This window comes from Rhodococcus sp. BP-261 (genome assembly GCF_019835205.1).
GTDB lineage: Bacteria > Actinomycetota > Actinomycetes > Mycobacteriales > Mycobacteriaceae > Rhodococcoides > Rhodococcoides kyotonensis_B.
The window spans coordinates 24,722-39,982 of record NZ_JABUCO010000030.1 but is presented as its reverse complement, the minus strand read 5'-3'; the positions used below and the strand labels follow the sequence as shown (position 1 = coordinate 39,982).

The 15,261-nt window shown below is 63.1% G+C and carries 15 protein-coding genes and 1 pseudogene; 8 read left to right on the top strand and 8 right to left on the bottom strand.

Features of this window, described 5'->3' with window-relative positions; translation table 11 throughout:
- Window positions 1-40 precede the first annotated feature (40 nt).
- Window positions 41-1,123 carry a VOC family protein gene (locus HQ354_RS22760; RefSeq protein ID WP_222635690.1) on the top strand — a complete coding sequence of 361 codons (1,083 nt, stop codon included), beginning with the start codon at window positions 41-43 and terminating at the stop codon, window positions 1,121-1,123.
- An 89-nt stretch (window positions 1,124-1,212) separates the two neighbouring features.
- Window positions 1,213-1,347: pseudogene (locus HQ354_RS25780) on the top strand (S-(hydroxymethyl)mycothiol dehydrogenase); the annotation flags it as partial.
- On the opposite strand, the gene HQ354_RS22755 reads toward HQ354_RS25780, so the two are convergent.
- From HQ354_RS22755 to HQ354_RS22720, 8 genes are all read right to left on the bottom strand, one after another.
- Window positions 1,341-1,916, bottom strand: a complete 576-nt coding sequence (locus HQ354_RS22755) for a TetR/AcrR family transcriptional regulator (RefSeq protein ID WP_222635689.1) — start codon at window positions 1,914-1,916, stop codon at window positions 1,341-1,343. The pseudogene HQ354_RS25780 and the gene HQ354_RS22755 sit on opposite strands and share 7 nt — an antisense overlap.
- Window positions 1,916-2,383 (bottom strand): nuclear transport factor 2 family protein, encoded by a 468-nt coding sequence (locus tag HQ354_RS22750; RefSeq protein WP_222635688.1) that lies wholly within the window; start codon window positions 2,381-2,383, stop codon window positions 1,916-1,918. Before HQ354_RS22750 ends, HQ354_RS22755 begins: the two co-directional genes overlap by 1 nt.
- Window positions 2,384-2,832: 449 nt before the next feature.
- Window positions 2,833-3,843, bottom strand: a complete 1,011-nt coding sequence (locus HQ354_RS22745; RefSeq protein WP_222635687.1) for an amidohydrolase family protein — start codon at window positions 3,841-3,843, stop codon at window positions 2,833-2,835.
- 1 nt (window position 3,844) lies between these two features.
- Window positions 3,845-4,366, bottom strand: coding sequence for a 3-hydroxyanthranilate 3,4-dioxygenase (locus HQ354_RS22740; RefSeq protein WP_222635685.1), 522 nt, complete (start codon window positions 4,364-4,366; stop codon window positions 3,845-3,847).
- Window positions 4,363-4,821, bottom strand: a complete 459-nt coding sequence (locus tag HQ354_RS22735; RefSeq protein WP_167677099.1) for a RidA family protein — start codon at window positions 4,819-4,821, stop codon at window positions 4,363-4,365. The genes HQ354_RS22740 and HQ354_RS22735 overlap by 4 nt, the downstream gene beginning before the upstream one ends.
- Window positions 4,818-5,597 carry a 2-keto-4-pentenoate hydratase gene (locus tag HQ354_RS22730; protein ID WP_222635683.1) on the bottom strand — a complete coding sequence of 260 codons (780 nt, stop codon included), beginning with the start codon at window positions 5,595-5,597 and terminating at the stop codon, window positions 4,818-4,820. The genes HQ354_RS22735 and HQ354_RS22730 overlap by 4 nt, the downstream gene beginning before the upstream one ends.
- A 20-nt stretch (window positions 5,598-5,617) precedes the next feature.
- Entirely contained in the window at window positions 5,618-7,093 is a 1,476-nt protein-coding gene (locus HQ354_RS22725) for a 2-hydroxymuconic semialdehyde dehydrogenase (RefSeq protein WP_167677096.1), read from the bottom strand.
- Window positions 7,094-7,227: 134 nt separating this feature from the next.
- Entirely contained in the window at window positions 7,228-8,184 is a 957-nt protein-coding gene (locus tag HQ354_RS22720; RefSeq protein ID WP_167677094.1) for a LysR family transcriptional regulator, read from the bottom strand.
- Between the two features lie 100 nt (window positions 8,185-8,284).
- On the opposite strand from HQ354_RS22720, the gene HQ354_RS22715 reads away from it, so the two are divergent.
- From HQ354_RS22715 to HQ354_RS22690, 6 genes are all read left to right on the top strand, one after another.
- Complete coding sequence (locus HQ354_RS22715) at window positions 8,285-9,094, top strand: cyclase family protein (RefSeq protein WP_222635681.1); 810 nt, start codon at window positions 8,285-8,287, stop codon at window positions 9,092-9,094.
- 2 nt (window positions 9,095-9,096) lie between these two features.
- Window positions 9,097-10,731 (top strand): thiamine pyrophosphate-binding protein, encoded by a 1,635-nt coding sequence (locus HQ354_RS22710; protein WP_222635680.1) that lies wholly within the window; start codon window positions 9,097-9,099, stop codon window positions 10,729-10,731.
- 107 nt (window positions 10,732-10,838) lie between these two features.
- Complete coding sequence (locus HQ354_RS22705) at window positions 10,839-12,179, top strand: MFS transporter (RefSeq protein WP_222635679.1); 1,341 nt, start codon at window positions 10,839-10,841, stop codon at window positions 12,177-12,179.
- Window positions 12,176-13,324: a thiolase family protein gene (locus HQ354_RS22700; protein ID WP_222635678.1), complete on the top strand. Its 1,149-nt coding sequence runs from the start codon at window positions 12,176-12,178 to the stop codon at window positions 13,322-13,324. The genes HQ354_RS22705 and HQ354_RS22700 overlap by 4 nt, the downstream gene beginning before the upstream one ends.
- A 1-nt stretch (window position 13,325) precedes the next feature.
- The gene (locus HQ354_RS22695; protein ID WP_222635677.1) at window positions 13,326-13,634 is read left to right on the top strand and encodes a zinc ribbon domain-containing protein; all 309 of its coding nucleotides are present in this window, start codon (window positions 13,326-13,328) and stop codon (window positions 13,632-13,634) included.
- Window positions 13,635-13,645: 11 nt separating this feature from the next.
- Window positions 13,646-15,235 carry an ATP-dependent acyl-CoA ligase gene (locus HQ354_RS22690; protein WP_222635675.1) on the top strand — a complete coding sequence of 530 codons (1,590 nt, stop codon included), beginning with the start codon at window positions 13,646-13,648 and terminating at the stop codon, window positions 15,233-15,235.
- The last annotated feature ends 26 nt before the right edge of the window (window positions 15,236-15,261 follow it).

The following is a 15,261-nucleotide window of genomic DNA, read 5'->3' as shown; positions in this document are numbered from 1 at the left end:
TGCTCGAGGCATCACCAATCACGGACATGCAGGAGAACCGATGAGCGACAACGATTCACGCCATGAGATCGCCCACCTCGCCCGGGTAGAACTCTTCAGCCCGAAACCGCAGGAGACTCTGGACTTCTTCACGAAGTTCCTCGGGATGTACGTCACCCGCACGGAAGGCCAGTCCGCCTATCTCCGCGGCTACGAAGACCCGTACCAGTGGAGCCTCAAGATCACCGAGTCGCCCGAAGCAGGTATGGGCCACGCCGCTCTGCGCACCAGCTCGCCCGAATCACTGAATCGGCGCGCGGAATCGCTGAAACAGGGCAATGTCGAAGGGGCGTGGAGCGAGGACGAGTTCGGCTACGGCAAGACATTCGAGTACAAGTCGCCCGACGGCCACAACCTGCAGCTGCTCTGGGAAGCCGAGACGTATGTCGCTCCGCCCGAACTGAAAAGCAAGATCCTCACGCGCAAGTCGAAGAAGCCTCTGCAGGGCGTTCCGGTCAAGCGGATAGACCACCTCAATCTGATGGCATCCGACGTCACCGCCGTCAAGAACTCTTTCGAGCGTCATCTCGGTTTCCGAACTACCGAACGCGTCGTGGATGGGGACGTCGAGATCGGTGCCTGGATGAGTTCCAATATCCTCGGCCACGAAGTCGCCTGCATGCGTGACATGACCGGGGGCCGCGGAAAGATGCACCACGTCGCGTTCTATTACGGCACCGGCCAACACAATTCGGACGCAGTCGAGATGTTCCGAGATTACGACATCCGGATCGAGGCCGGGCCGGACAAGCACGGCATCACGCAGGGCCAGTTCCTGTACGTGTTCGAGCCGGGTGGAAACCGCATCGAACTGTTCGGCGAGGCCGGCTACCTGCACCTCGAACCCGATGCCGAAACGAAGACCTGGCAGATGTCGGACATCGACACCGGCTTGGCCGTCGGCGGCGCTGCTCTGCCTTGGGAGACATACTTCACCTACGGCACGCCCAGTCCGTTGAGCCTCGACCAGCACATCGAGAAGTACGCACACTTCGGCCCACCGTCTCCCGACGCCGAGAGCGTCGCGGCCGCAGTTCCCGACGAGATCGAGCAGTCTCGCGCCGTCGCAGGCGCACCGGTCTGACGCGAAGCGCGGCGCTTCCCGGTCGTCGAGTCTCATGGGGCTGGACGACCGGGGTAGCTGTCGCCGACGGAGTAGTAACGCCACAGCGGGTGCGTGCCGTCGTCGCGAAGGCGAAGGGCGAGGCGGTCTCGGTCGAGACCATCGTCGTTCCTGATCCGGGTCCGAACGACGTGGTCACGAAGATTTCCGCGTACGGGGTGTGTCATACCGATCTGCATTACCGCGTGTTCGTAGCGGGGGCGAGTAGGTGTTGCCGAGTGCGGTCGAGGATCCGCAGGAAGGTCGCGTAGTCGCCGTAGGCGCGGGCCAAGACCAGCCCGCCTTGGATCGTCGCGACCGCGTCCAGGGCGCGGTCTGTCGCCTCTGGGGTCGAGAGTCCGCCGCGTCGCAGTGCTTCGGCGAGGGCGTCGACCCAATCGGTGAAGTACTGCCGAACCGCCTCGGCGAAGGTCTCCTTCTCCTGGCCCAGCGTAATTGCGGCGAACAGGCACACGCTCTCGCGGGACCTGAAGTAGTCGGCGACCTCCTGCGACATCGCCTCGACCGCGTGCGCGGCGTTCTCGGCCGTGCGCAGGGGGGCGAAGATCCGTTCCTCGAACCACTCGCCCACCTGCTCGAGGACGGCGCGGGCCATGTCCGTCTTCCCGTCGGGGAAGAAGTGGTAGAGGCTGCCGCGGCCGAGTCCGGTCTCTTGCTGGATGACCGATAGCGAGCCGGCTTCGAAGCCTCGTTTGCGGAAGACTCCAGCGAGGGCGCGGATCGCATCGGAACGATCGAGGACGGTTCGGGCCATCACAGACCGAGATCGCTCAGGCCGGGGTGGTCGGCCGGTCGGGGGCCGGAGGCGTCCCAGAAGAACTTGCGGTCGGACTCGGTGATCTCGAGGTCGTTGATGCTCGCGTGGCGGTGGGTCATCAGGCCGTCCTCGTCGAAGTGCCAGTTCTCGTTGCCGTAGGCGCGGAACCATTGGCCGGTGACGTCACGATACTCGTAGGCGAAACGCACTGCGATGACGTCGCCGATGTAGGCCCACAGCTCCTTGATGAGCCGGTAGTCGAGCTCGCGCTCCCACTTGCCGGTGAGGAAATCGACGATCGCGGCGCGGCCTTGGACGAAGGTCGAGCGGTTACGCCACCAGCTGTCCTCGCTGTACGCGAGCGAAATGCGCTCGGGATCACGGGTGTTCCATGCGTCTTCGGCAGCGCGAACCTTCTGGATCGCGGTGGCCTCGGTGAACGGAGGAAGCGGAGGACGGGGCATGAGAGGCTTCTTTCTGGAGCATTGCTTGTACCGATCAGTACAAGTTGTACCAAAAGGTACAGAGAATGCGCCGGCCTGTCAACGCCATCCGACGGTCTTTCCTGCCGAGCGCTGGCGTCTCGGGCCACCAGGGGGCGGCTCTTCGTACGGTCGCGAGGGACAACTACTACTTCTGACGGCTGGTTCGGCGGCCGCTCGACACCGGCGAACAGGCCACGGGAGTAGAGGCTCGAGGCCAGTGCCGCTACCGCACCGATCACGACCGAGTACGCCATCAGCTCCCCGCGGCGCTGCTCAGTGAATCAGTCAGCGACGCAACGACACTGACCACGACGATCGTTTCGGTGGTCCCGGTCGTCGCCGCCGGCACTACGCGCCGTAGCGCCAGCGGCGACCAGAACACGCCGCTGGCCACAGCACCAATTGCAGCCGTCCGCAATCTCGATCGTTCACACCGTCGATGTTTCGACGAGCCCGAGGAATCGCTCGGCGTTGCCGCGTTGAACGAGGTTCCGTGAGGACTCATCCAGGAATTCGCTCTTGCGCACGACCTCGCCCACCGGTCGCTCCCCCAGCGGGTACGGGTAATCGCTGCCCACCATTACTCGGTCGACTCCGACCGTGTCGACGAGCAGGCGTAACGCGCGGTCGTCGAATACAACGGAGTCCACGTAGAAGCGGCCGAGGTAGTGCGACGGTGGCATGTCCGAGGTGCCGATGATGTCGTTGCGGCGGTGCCAGGCGTTCTCCACTCGGCCGAGCCAGAACGCGAACGAGCCTCCGCCGTGAGCGAAGCCGATCTTCAGACGATCGTCGATGCGGTCGAAGACACCACCGAGGATCAACGCGAGAATGGACAGATGCGTCTCGGCGGGCATCGCGGTAAGCCATTGCGCCATCCAGCGGTTCAGGCGCGGCGTGGAGTCCATATCCCAAGGATGGACGAACACCGGAACGTTCAGGGAGGCGCAGTGCTGCAGAAACGTCACCACGCCCTCGCTGTCGAGGTCGTAGTCGCCCACGTGGTTGCCGATTTCGACTCCGCGGTGTCCGTTTGCCATGCATCGTTCCACTTCACGGCAGGCCGCGTCGGGGTCTTGCAGCGGCACCTGACAGAACGGGATCAGCCGGTCCTGGGCGGGAGCGACGATGTCGAGTGCAAGGTCGTTGAAGATACGAGCGATCCGCTCCGCCTGTGCACCGGTGCGACCGTAGTTGAAAAATGCCGGTGTAGGAGAGACGACTTGGGTCCGAACGCCGTCGGCGTCCATGTCCCGCAGTCGAATCTGCGCGTCCCAGGCGTCGGCCTGGATTCGACGAAATTGTTTGGATCCCATCATGATGACGGCCTCGGACTCGGTTTCGACCCGCAGCCAAGGGGCGTCAGGTCCGGCGTCGGCGGTCAGGTCCGGCCACCCCTTGGGGACATAGTGGGTGTGGACGTCGATGATGCCGCCCATGTCAGCCTTTCCCGGGATGGAGGGCGCCGCACTTGTCGCACGTGCGGGCTTTCTCGTCTTCGTAGAACTGGACGAAAACCGGTGGCAGGTCGGACACGATGTCACGCACCTGTAGTTCGATTTCGTGGATTAGGTGGTTGCAGTCGAGGCAGTACCACTGGAACTTCTCCAGCGTTCCTTCTCGCCGTACGCGTTCGATGACCAGGCCGATCGAATCTGCGGTGGGGCGCTGTGGCGAGTGTGGGATGTTGCCTGGTAGCAGCCAGGTTTCACCTTCCCGGATGTGTACGCGCTGCGGTCCGTCTTCGGTCATGACGTCGACGTGAATGTCGCCTTCGAGCTGATAGAACCACTCCTCGTACGGATCGAGGTGGTAGTCGGTGCGCTGGTTGGGGCCGCCGACGACCTGCACGACGAAGTCGTCGCCCAACGCCATGGTTTGGTTGTTGACCGGCGGTGCGAGTAGATGCCTGTTCTCGACGATCCACTTCTGGAAATCGATGACGGGCGGGATGGTGGTCATGAGTGATCCTTCGTGTCGGGGGTGTCGGCGCGGCGGTGAGCGGGCAGGTAGGCGACGCCCTGGATTTCGATGAGCAGGTGCGGGTGTGGAAGTTGGTGCACCGCAACGGTGGTGCGGGTGGGTCCGGATTCGTCGAGCATCTCGGCGTATACCTCGTTGTATCCGCCGAAGTCGTTCATCGAGACGAGGTAGGAGGTGACCTGCACGAGGTCGGTCAGCTCTGCGCCTGCCTCGGCGAGGATCGACTCGATGTTCTCGATGACTGCGCGCGTCTGTGCTCGAATGTCGAGGTTCGTCGTTCCCATCTCATCGACCTCGACGCCGACGAACGTGTTGTCCGGTCGGCGCGAGCTCGTTCCGGAGACGTAGATGAAGTCGCCGGCGATTCTCACGTGGGGGAAGCGGCCGCGGGGCGTGGCGAGCCGCTCGATCACCTTGGCAGCGTCAGCGCTCATGCTGTCACCTCCACGGAGACCACGCCCAACCCGTCGATCTCGCATCGCGCGAGACCGGCCGTCAAGGGGACGGCTGCGGTAGCAGCCCCCGCGAGGATTACATCGCCGGGGCGCAACGGGATACGCCGACGGCGGCTTACCTCGAGCAATGAATGGAGGGCATTGATGGGGTCGTCGAGGATCGCCTCGGTCGATCCGTCGACGGTATGTGCGCCTGCCTCGAGCCGTACAGGAAGATCGCCGATGGCGCGCATCGGCTGCCATGGCCCGATCACATACGCGGCCGCCGAGGTGTTGTCGGCGACGACGTCGGTGTAGGTGAATCGAAAGTCCCGGTAGCGGGAGTCGATGATTTCCAACGCGGGAGCGACTGCGTCGACGCAGGATTCGACGTCGACCGTGGGATCGTCGAGGTCGACGTCGAGCGCCAGACGATATGCGACCTCGGGTTCGATCTTCGGGTGGATGAACCGGTGCAGCTCCACGCGGCCACCGTCGTCGACGCTCATCGCGTCGGTGAGCCTGCCGACGATCACCTCGGAAACACCCATTTGTGCCATCTTGGCCTTGCTGGTGAATCCGAGCTTGACACCGACGAGTGCTTCCCCGCGGCGCAAATACCTGGCCACCAGCTCGTCCTGGATGCGGTAGGCGTCGTCGATGTGAATTTCGACGTCGTCTGCGAGGCTGGGAACGTCGAGAACCTGCACCCGCGCGTCGTCCAATCGACCGGCGAGTACGTCGATCTCTCTGCGGTCCAACATCTTTGCTTTCATCGCTTCTGTTCTCCCCGAAGTCACAGCGCCACACAGACGTTGGTGGGCTCGGTGTAGAAGTGCAGTGACGACTCGCCACCTTCTCGGCCGATGCCGGACAGTCCGACACCGCCGAAGGGAGAACGCAGTTCGCGTGTGAACCATGTGTTGACCCAGGAAATTCCGACGTTCATCTTCTGCGCTACGCGGTGGCCGCGCCGTAGGTCGTTGGTCCACACCGACGCAGCCAACCCGTACTCGGTGTCGTTCGCGAGCTCGATCGCCTCCGCTTCGGTATCGAATGGCACCAGCGCCGCGACTGGACCGAAAATTTCTTCACGCAGCACCGGATCCTCGTTGGTCAGTCCCGTCCACAGCGTGGGCTCGACCCATGAGCCCGACGCGAACTCCCTGCCGACATCTGGGATACCGCCGCCGGTAAGGATTTTGGCGCCGGACTGCTCGGCCAGAGTGAAGAACCTCATCACCTTTTCCCGATGTCCCTGCGAGATCAGTGGCCCGGTGGTGACGGCGGCGTCGGATGGGTCGCCCAGCCTCAGTTGCTCGGCTCGCTCGGCAAGGCCGGTGGCGATGTCGTCGAACACGTTGCGGTGCACATACACTCGCTCGGTGCACAGGCACACCTGCCCGGTGTTGGTGAAAACGGACCTGGTGAGTCCGGTAAGTGCCTCGTCGATGTCGACGTCATCGAACACGATCGCAGCGTTCTTGCCTCCGAGCTCGAACGACACCGGCCGTACCCGGGGCGCAACAGTTTTCATCACGTGCGAGCCGGTCGCGGACGAACCGGTGAAGGTCACCCCGTCGATCCCGGGATGGGTCGTGAGGTGTTCGCCGGCGGAGTTGCCGCCGAAGCCGTGTACCACGTTGTACACACCGGCAGGCAACCCCACCTCGTCCAGAACCTCCGCGAGCAGGGTTGCGGTCGCGGGTGTCTCCTCACTGGGCTTGACCACCACAGCGTTGCCGCACGCCAGTGCCGGCGCAACCTTCCAAGTCAGCAGAAGCAAAGGCAGGTTCCAGGGCACGATCACCGCGACGACGCCGAGCGGCTTGCGGACTGCGTAGTTCAGAGCCTGCCGACCGCCCGCCAGGTCGGTCATGAACGATTCCTGGCCGGCGGCGGCGGCGACGTCGGCGAATGTCCGGAAGTTGGTGAGTGCCCGCGCCACATCCAGCTCTCGCGCCTGCGTGATCGGTTTGCCGGTGTCCGCCATCTCGGCGGCGACGAATTCCTCGAAGCGCTCCTCGATCCGGTCCGCAGCGCGGCGCAGCACCGCGGCGCGGTCGCGTACCGGGGTGTCGGCCCAACCGTTGTGGAGGGCACGACGAGCGGCACGAACGGCGCGATCGACCAACTTCTGGTCGGCCTCGTGTACCTGGGCCAGTACGCGCCCGGTCGCCGGATCGATCTGATCGAATCCGCGCTGCGGATCGGGCTCGACGAATGCACCGTCGACGAAATTGCGGATCCAGCCGCCGGGGGTTGATGTCATGAACTCATGGTCGACCCAGGGCGCTATGCCGAACAAATACCGAATCCGAACATTCCATGCCTGTTCGGACATAGCTGCCGCATCGACGATCCGCAACACGGGCTCAAGCCGAACGCCGGAGCGCCCGTCTGGTGCTAGGCGAGGTCGATGCGCGCCTCGGAGAGCTCGATCTCGATCGCTTTGGCTTCGCCGAGGAGGTGTTCGATGAACAATCGCGCACTCTCACTCGGTTCCGACTCCGTCGAATGAGTGACGGCGAGGGCGCGGGGAAGGGTATCGAGCGCCCAGGGGACGATGCGCAGTCCTGGATCGTTGGTTCCGACCAACACGGGCAGTGGAGCCAACGAATCGGTTGCGTGAAGGATCGACCGGATCGTCAAGATGGAGGTGCATTCGATGACATTGGTTGGCACCCACGATCCGGTTTCGCCGAACGAACCGCCGAGTCGGCTCGCCACGGCTGTAGGTGGCGGCAGCACCCACGGGAAGGCCGCGAGATGCTCCGGCTCGAGGTCGTCCATCGCGAAGACAGGATGGCCGACCCGTCCCATGATGCGGATGGGTTCGTCGTACAGATGTCGCTGAACGACAGTCGGAGGACTGTCGTTCATCATCCGCCCGATCAGAACGTCGAGCTTGTGGTGCGCCAGCAACTCCAGAAGCGCTTCGTCGGTGCCCTCGACCACCGACACTTTCAGCGCGGGGTTCGCGGCCTTGACCGATATCAAAGTGCGAGGAAGCAAGGCGTACGAACCGGTCATGTTCGTCCCCACCCGGATGGGCCGGGTACCGCTCGTCTGGAGGTGATCGATGTTCTCGGCCAGACGCTCCATGCTGGTGAGGATCATTTCGGCGTGTTCGAGTAGCAACGTCCCGTACGCAGTCGGGGTCACTCCCCGCGAGCTGCGGTCGAAGAGTTCGACTCCCAGAATTTCTTCCGCTTCACGCAAACCCCGTGTCACGACGGGTTGTGTGACATACAAGTCTCGCGCCGCGCCGACGATGGTGCCATTGTTCGCTATCGCGGTGATCAACTGGAGGTGGCGCAGCTTGAATCCGCCGTCCAGCAGGTGTTTCAGTCGACGCTCCATGACGTGAGCATAGCCGCAGGCTGCAGCGATGCCTGTATGGGCATAGTGCGTGCAAGAAGGGCATTATGTGGACCAGCCCACACACTGAAGTATCTACGGCATGCCCGAGCTTGTTGCCTCCATCACCGATCTGGCAGAGGGGTTGAGAAACAAGACGATCAGCATCGTCGACCTCACCGCCCCGCTGTCGCCCGAGACCCCCGTGCTGCCCCTTCCCGAGGGTATGGAGCCGATTCCGCACTTCTCCCTCGAGGAGCTGGCTCGTTACGATGAACGAGGAGAGACCTCCTACCAGAACGGCATTCACACCGGTGAGCACGTCGGAACTCACTTCGATGCCCCATGTCACTGGATCACCGGGCGGGACCTCGCCGATGTCGCACGTGTCCCGGTCAGCGACCTGGTCAGCCCATTCGTTGTCATCGACAAATCGAAGAGGGTTGCCGACGACCCCGATTTCCTGCTCGACGTAAGCGATGTGCAGGAGTGGCAACAACGCCACGGCCCGTTGCCGGCGGGCGGGTGGTTGCTCTACCGCACGGGTTGGGACCGCCGGTCCTCTGACCCGCAGCGGTTCATCAACGCAGACGACGACGGCCCGCACACGCCGGGTATATCGGTCGAATGCGCCCGGTGGTTGGCCGAGAACAGTCCGATCCGGGGCGTCGGAGTGGAGACCGTCGGTATCGACGCCGGTCAAGCGTTCGCCTTCGACCCGCCCTTTCCGTGCCATCACTACCTACTCGGCGCCGGCAAATACGGAGTGACCCAATTGCGAAATTTGGCGTCACTCCCCCTGACAGGGGGCGTGCTGATCGTGGCGCCGCTGAAGATCGTCGGCGGTTCGGGAAGTCCCGCCCGAGTAATGGCAATCGTTACCACCTCCACCGAATCCGAAAAGAAGGATTGATCATGTACGTTCGCGAAGTTATCGGTCGAGCCTTGTACGACCTCGGTGTCCGCGTAGCGTTCGGTGTGGTTGGAAGTGGGAATTTCCACTACACCAACTCACTGGTGGATGCCGGCGCCCGCTTCGTTGCAGCACGCCACGAGGGCGGAGCTGCTGTTATGGCGGACGCCCACGCCCGTATGAGCGAGCAGGTCACAGTGCTGTCTCTACACCAGGGTTGCGGCTACACCAACGCGCTGACCGGCATCGTCGAGGCCGCAAAGAGTCGAAGTCCGCTGCTGGTGTTGACAGCGGAAGCCACCGATCCGAAGTCGAACTTCTACATCGACCAGGAGTCGATTGCACGCGGGTGCGGGGCAGTGGCACTGCGGATTCGTTCCGCGGCGACCGCAGTCTCCGACCTCACTCATGCTTACGACATCTGCGCGTTGCAGAGACGCACGGTCGTGCTCAACATTCCGATCGACGTTCAGGACTGTCTCTTCCCGGGGACCGTCTCGTTGTCACCGACCGTTGCGAGAATGGCTCCTCGTCCACAGCGAGCGGACCTCGAAGAGCTCGCAGCGTTGCTCGAGCAAGCGGAACGGCCTGTTTTCGTCGCTGGTCGCGGCGCCCGCGGAGGTCGAGCGAAGCACGCTCTGGCCGAGCTGGCAGATCGATGCGGAGCGTTGCTCGCGACATCCGCCGTTTCACGCGGAATGTTCGAGGGCCAGCCATGGAGCATCGACGTCGCCGGCGGTTTCTCCACTCCCCTCGCTGCAGAGCTCATCACCGACGCCGACCTCATCGTCGGCTGGGGATGCACCCTCAACATGTGGACCATGCGCCATGGCCGATTGATCGGAGACAGCGCCAAGGTGGTCCAGGTCGACATCGACCAGGGCGCCATCGGCCGGAATCGGCCGATCGACCTCGGTGTCTGGGCCGGCGTCGCAGAGACGGCTGCCGATGCGTCGGCTCTGCTGGCGGAGGCCATGGTGGAGAAGGTGGGTTACAGGACGAACGCGACGCTCGAACGCATCCAGGCCGAAGGCCGATGGCATCAAGTTCCGTTCGACGATGCGAGCACCGACGACCGCATCGACCCACGGGCGATGAGCGCACACTTGAATCGGCTGTTGCCGCGTTCGCGCGTGCTGTCAGTGGATTCCGGCAACTTCCTCGGCTACCCGAGTATGTATCTCGATGTCCCGGACGAGTACGGCTTCTGCTTCACGCAGGCGTTCCAGTCGGTCGGCCTCGGCCTCGCAACGGCGATCGGCGCCGCGATCGCTCAACCGGACCGGGTACCGATCGCCGCCTGCGGCGACGGCGGCTTCCTGATGGGCATCAGCGAACTCGAGACAGCGGTCCGGATGAACCTGCCGATGCTCGTCGTCGTCTACAACGACGCCAAGTACGGAGCGGAAGTCCACCACTTCGGAACAGACGTCGCCCTCGACGCAGTGACCTTCCCCGACACCGACATCGCTGCCATCGCCCGCGGCTACGGGTGCGAGGCGATCACCGTCAGGGGCCTCGACGATCTACTCCCGATCAAATCGTGGCTCGACCAACCCGACCGCCCCATGGTCTTGGACGCCAAGATCATCTCCGACGAAGGGTCGTGGTGGCTGGTCGAAGCCTTCGGCCACTAGCCGTCATGTCCCTCCAGTACGCCGGCATTCCCGCACTGCACATCGATGGCCCGCTGACGTGCTTCCTCGACGTATGAATTACGCACAATAGGAAATGGATTCCTGCCATGCCCAATCAATCAGTACAAACCAGGACGCGTAAGGCGGCCACAGCAAGCCTCGTCGGTAGCGCCCTCGAGTGGTACGACTTCTTTCTGTACGGAACCGCCGCGGCCCTGGTCTTCGGACCCTTGTTCTTCACCGGGGACGACTCCCTCGTCGGAACGCTCGCCGCGTTCGGAACGTTCGCCATCGGCTTCGTCGCCCGGCCTATCGGTGGAGTGATCTTCGGGCATTTCGGTGACCGCGTCGGACGCAAATCGATGCTTGTCATCACACTCATGATGATGGGTGTGTGCACCGCCCTGATCGGTCTCCTTCCGACGCACGCCCAAATCGGCATCTGGGCCCCGGTTCTGCTGGTCGTACTGCGCGTCGTTCAAGGCATCGCAGTAGGCGGGGAATGGGGCGGCGCGGTCCTGTTGATCAGTGAAAACGCACCGCCCGCGCGACGCGGATTTTTCTCCGCCTTCAGTCAAGTCGGAGTCACCCTTGGCTTCATCCTGTCCTCGTCGGTTTTTGCTCTTGTCAATCTCCTGCCCGAAGACGACTTCCTCTCCTGGGGTTGGAGGATTCCGTTCTTGTTGGGCTTGGTGCTCATGATCGCCGGTCTCGTGATTCGCATGAAGGTCGAAGAGACTCCCGTATTCGAAGAACTTCAAGCGGACGAGGCCAAGGTCCGCTATCCGGCGCTGGAAGCGATCAAGACGCAGCGCCGCTCGATCCTGGTGACCGTCGGCGCCCGCATGGCCGAAAACGGCGGATCGTACATATTCGCGGTGTTCTCACTCGCCTACGGCGTCCATATCGGTGTCGCAAGCGGAGTGATCCTGACCGCGATCATCGTGGCCAACATCTTGGAAACCTTCACGATGGTCGGGTTCGCCGCTCTGTCCGATCGCATCGGACGACGCCCGGTATACCTCATCGGTGCAGTCGGCGTGATCGTGTGGGCCGCACCCTTCTTCCTGCTGATCAACACCCAGAACACTGCATTGATCTGGGTAGCGATCATCGTTGCCATCAGTATCTGCCACAGCGCGATGATCGGCACGCAGCCGAGCTTCTTCAGTGAGCTGTTCACCGGCAAGGTTCGCTACAGCGGTTTGTCGATAGGACACGAAGTTGCCGCGATCTTCGCCGGAGGCGTTGCCCCGCTGATTGCAACAGCATTGCTCGCCTGGTCCGGAACGTACTGGCCCATCGCTGTGTACCTCGCCCTCTTCGGCGTCCTCAGCACCATCGCCGTGATCAAGGCTCCAGAAACCAGAGGCATCGACTCGCTGTCCGGAATGCCCCCCGGAGCCTCGAATGTGCGCACCTTGAACGGGATCGGTGAGCCCGTATGAACGCGATCGATGCAGCCATCGTCAGCGCCGTCGAAGTTCCCTACACCCGGCATCCAGACGACACCGACACCACCGAGCAACTTCTGACCACCGCGATCGCTCGCGCCGTCTCGCAGGCCGGCATGACCCTCGCCGATGTCGATGGGCTTGGCGTGTCGAGCTTCACTCTCAAGCCCGATCACGCAGTCGACCTCGCCCTCCGTAGCGGTCTGTCGCTGCGCTGGCTGATGGAGGACACCAACGGTGGAGCCAGCGGCGTGAACATGCTTCAGCACGCCGTCCGCGCGATCGAGGCCGGCGATGCGGACACCATCGTCCTCGTAGCCGGCGACCGCATGACAGCCTCGGACTTTCGGTCGGTCGTCGACGACTACAACGTCATCACACGCGATTACGTAACCCCGTTGGGCATGGGCGGACCGAACGCCATGTTCGCCATGCTCACCCAGCGCCACATGCGGCAGCACAGCCTCGACGAAACAGCATACGGTGCGGTAGCGGTTGCTCAGAGACGTTGGGCCACACTGAATCCGGGCGCGGTCTATCAATCGGAAATGACCATGGACGACTACCTGATGTCCCCCATCATCGCCTCACCGCTGCGCCGGTTCGACTGCGTTCCACCAGTCACGGGCTCGGACGCCATCGTCATCACACGCCAGGAGAACGTTCGAGCAGGGCAATCCTCCGTGCGTGTGAGCGCTATCGGTGGGTCTGTGAATTGGGATCGTCACGAAGGAGACGGATTGCGTACCGGGCTGGCCGGTATCGCTCCCGCATTGTGGAACCGTGCAGGTCTGAATCCCTCCGACGTCGACGTGGTCAGCGTCTACGACGACTACCCGGTCATGGCACTGATCCAGCTGGCCGACATGGGTTTCGCGCCAACAGGAAACGTCCGCGACATCGCCGACCGCCTACTGAGCGACCACTGGCCGGTAAATACCTCCGGCGGCCAACTGTCCGCGGGGCAGGCAGGTTCGGCAGCAGGAATGCACGGACTGGTCGAAGCCGTGACTCAATTGCTCGGCGACGCCGGCAACCGGCAGGTCCCTGACGCACGCACTGCCGTCGTCAGTGGTTACGGCATGGTCACCTACCGCTACGGCGCCTGCGCCAACCTCGCAATTCTCGAAAGGGTCTGACATGACCATCACGATGCAACGCTGCACGACATGCGCGGCGGCGGTTTTCCCCCCACGACCGCTGTGCCCGCACTGCCACAACAGCCTGTTCGAGCCCGCGACAGCTCACCGAGGTGTCATCGAGGAAACTTCCCTCCAGCGCGGCACTCCGCCCGTCCTGTACGCGACCATCCGCACCGACCTCGGGCCGACGGTCGTCGGGAAAGTAGTCGGCGAAGGCGGAATTCCCGGAGCCGAAATCGACCTGGTAGCACCGGATACGCAGCGAACTGGCGGACCGATGGCGGTAGTACCGCAGCCCACCGTCTAGGAGTGAAGAACATGCAGAGCACCATCGACCGCATCGCACCACTGCGCGGTCTCCCCATGAAAGAGTGCACTATCCCCGCCCTGCTCACACGCCAGGCAGAGCTCTACGGCGACAAGACCCTGCTGAAGATCGGGAATGCGGCACTGACCTATGCCGAAGTCCGAGATCTGGCCGCGGCCACCGCAGGCGTACTGCAAGCCAACGGAATTCGGCGCGGGGACACCGTCGCGACGTTGTCGGAAAACCGACTCGAGCTGATTCAGACCATCCTCGGTTGCGCCTGGATAGGGGCCGTCGCCGTACCGTTGAACGCCGCGCTGCAGGGAACCCAACTTCGTCATGCGCTGGAAAACTCGAACTCGAAGATTCTGGTCATCGAGTCCGACCTGCTCGCCCGTTTGCAATCTGTGTCAGCCCCCTCTCACCTCGAGCAGGTCTGGACGCTGGATTCGACCGACGCGGGTGTGGCGGGCTATGACGTGCGGCCCTTCCCCACGCCGGCAGGCACGGTCCCAGCCTGCCCAGTTGCACCCGGCGACACGGCCGCGTTGCTGTACACCTCCGGCACTACCGGAGTGTCGAAAGGCGTCTGCTGTCCACACGCCCAGTTCTATTGGTGGGGCATAACGGTCACCGAGCAGCTCGGCATCACCGAAGAGGACACCCTGTTCACGGTGCTTCCGCTGTTCCACACCAACGCCCTCAACGCCTTCGTTCAAACCCTCGTCGCGGGAGCGACGATCGTTGTGGGACGCCGCTTTTCCGCGAGCCGATTCTGGTCCCAGCTGAACGACTCGGGCGCGACCGTCACCTATCTCCTCGGAGCCATGATCAACATTCTCTGGTCCCGGGAGAGCGAACCGGTCGAGCGTCGACACACTGTCCGCTGTGCCTTGTCGCCTGCAACGCCGGCAGCATTGGCCGAGCCTTTCTTCGACCGGTTCGGCATTCGACTCGTCGACGGTTTCGGTTCGACCGAAACCAACTCGGTACTGACCTCAGCGCCGGATCTGCCCAGACCCGGGTACATCGGTCACGTTCAACCAGACTTCGAAGCGGTCGTCGTCGACGAGCACGACTCCCCTGTTGCCGATGGCACGCCGGGAGAACTACTGCTCCGCTCCCGGGTGCCGTACGCCTTCGCCACCGGCTACTACGGCATGCACGACAAAACCACCGAAGCTTGGCGGAACCTGTGGTTTCACACGGGGGACCGCGTAGTGCGCGAACCCGACGGCTGGTTCCGGTTCGTCGACCGCATGAAAGACGTCATCCGTCGGCGCGGTGAAAACATCTCTTCCTTCGAGGTCGAACAAGTCATCGGATCACACCCCGCGGTGGAAACTGTAGCCGCATATCCGGTGCCATCGGAGATGGCGGAAGACGAGGTCATGGTGTCGATCGTCCCCAAAACTGGCGCCGTACTCAGCCCACGTGATGTCGTCGACCACTGCAGCAGCCGCTTGGCGAAATTCGCCGTTCCTCGTTTCGTCGACATCGTCGAAACCCTCCCGACGACCGAAAATGGCAAAATTCGCAAAGTTCTGCTGCGAGAGCGTGGGCGAACGACTACTACGTGGGATCGAGACGCGCTCAACTGACCCGACCGGGCTGATCCATCTGATAC

Bases quoted from the DNA above. Each gene is read 5' to 3' on its own strand.
- HQ354_RS22705 (WP_222635679.1), top strand. From the start codon at position 10,839: ATGCCCAATCAATCAGTACAAACCAGGACGCGTAAGGCGGCCACAGCA.
- HQ354_RS22755 (WP_222635689.1), bottom strand. From the start codon at position 1,916: ATGGCCCGAACCGTCCTCGATCGTTCCGATGCGATCCGCGCCCTCGCT.
- HQ354_RS22715 (WP_222635681.1), top strand. From the start codon at position 8,285: ATGCCCGAGCTTGTTGCCTCCATCACCGATCTGGCAGAGGGGTTGAGA.
- HQ354_RS22710 (WP_222635680.1), top strand. From the start codon at position 9,097: ATGTACGTTCGCGAAGTTATCGGTCGAGCCTTGTACGACCTCGGTGTC.
- HQ354_RS22725 (WP_167677096.1), bottom strand. From the start codon at position 7,093: ATGACATCAACCCCCGGCGGCTGGATCCGCAATTTCGTCGACGGTGCA.
- HQ354_RS22730 (WP_222635683.1), bottom strand. From the start codon at position 5,597: ATGAAAGCAAAGATGTTGGACCGCAGAGAGATCGACGTACTCGCCGGT.
- HQ354_RS22700 (WP_222635678.1), top strand. From the start codon at position 12,176: ATGAACGCGATCGATGCAGCCATCGTCAGCGCCGTCGAAGTTCCCTAC.
- HQ354_RS22690 (WP_222635675.1), top strand. From the start codon at position 13,646: ATGCAGAGCACCATCGACCGCATCGCACCACTGCGCGGTCTCCCCATG.
- HQ354_RS22695 (WP_222635677.1), top strand. From the start codon at position 13,326: ATGACCATCACGATGCAACGCTGCACGACATGCGCGGCGGCGGTTTTC.
- HQ354_RS22745 (WP_222635687.1), bottom strand. From the start codon at position 3,843: ATGGGCGGCATCATCGACGTCCACACCCACTATGTCCCCAAGGGGTGG.
- HQ354_RS22760 (WP_222635690.1), top strand. From the start codon at position 41: ATGAGCGACAACGATTCACGCCATGAGATCGCCCACCTCGCCCGGGTA.
- HQ354_RS22750 (WP_222635688.1), bottom strand. From the start codon at position 2,383: ATGCCCCGTCCTCCGCTTCCTCCGTTCACCGAGGCCACCGCGATCCAG.
- HQ354_RS22740 (WP_222635685.1), bottom strand. From the start codon at position 4,366: ATGACCACCATCCCGCCCGTCATCGATTTCCAGAAGTGGATCGTCGAG.
- HQ354_RS22735 (WP_167677099.1), bottom strand. From the start codon at position 4,821: ATGAGCGCTGACGCTGCCAAGGTGATCGAGCGGCTCGCCACGCCCCGC.
- HQ354_RS22720 (WP_167677094.1), bottom strand. From the start codon at position 8,184: ATGGAGCGTCGACTGAAACACCTGCTGGACGGCGGATTCAAGCTGCGC.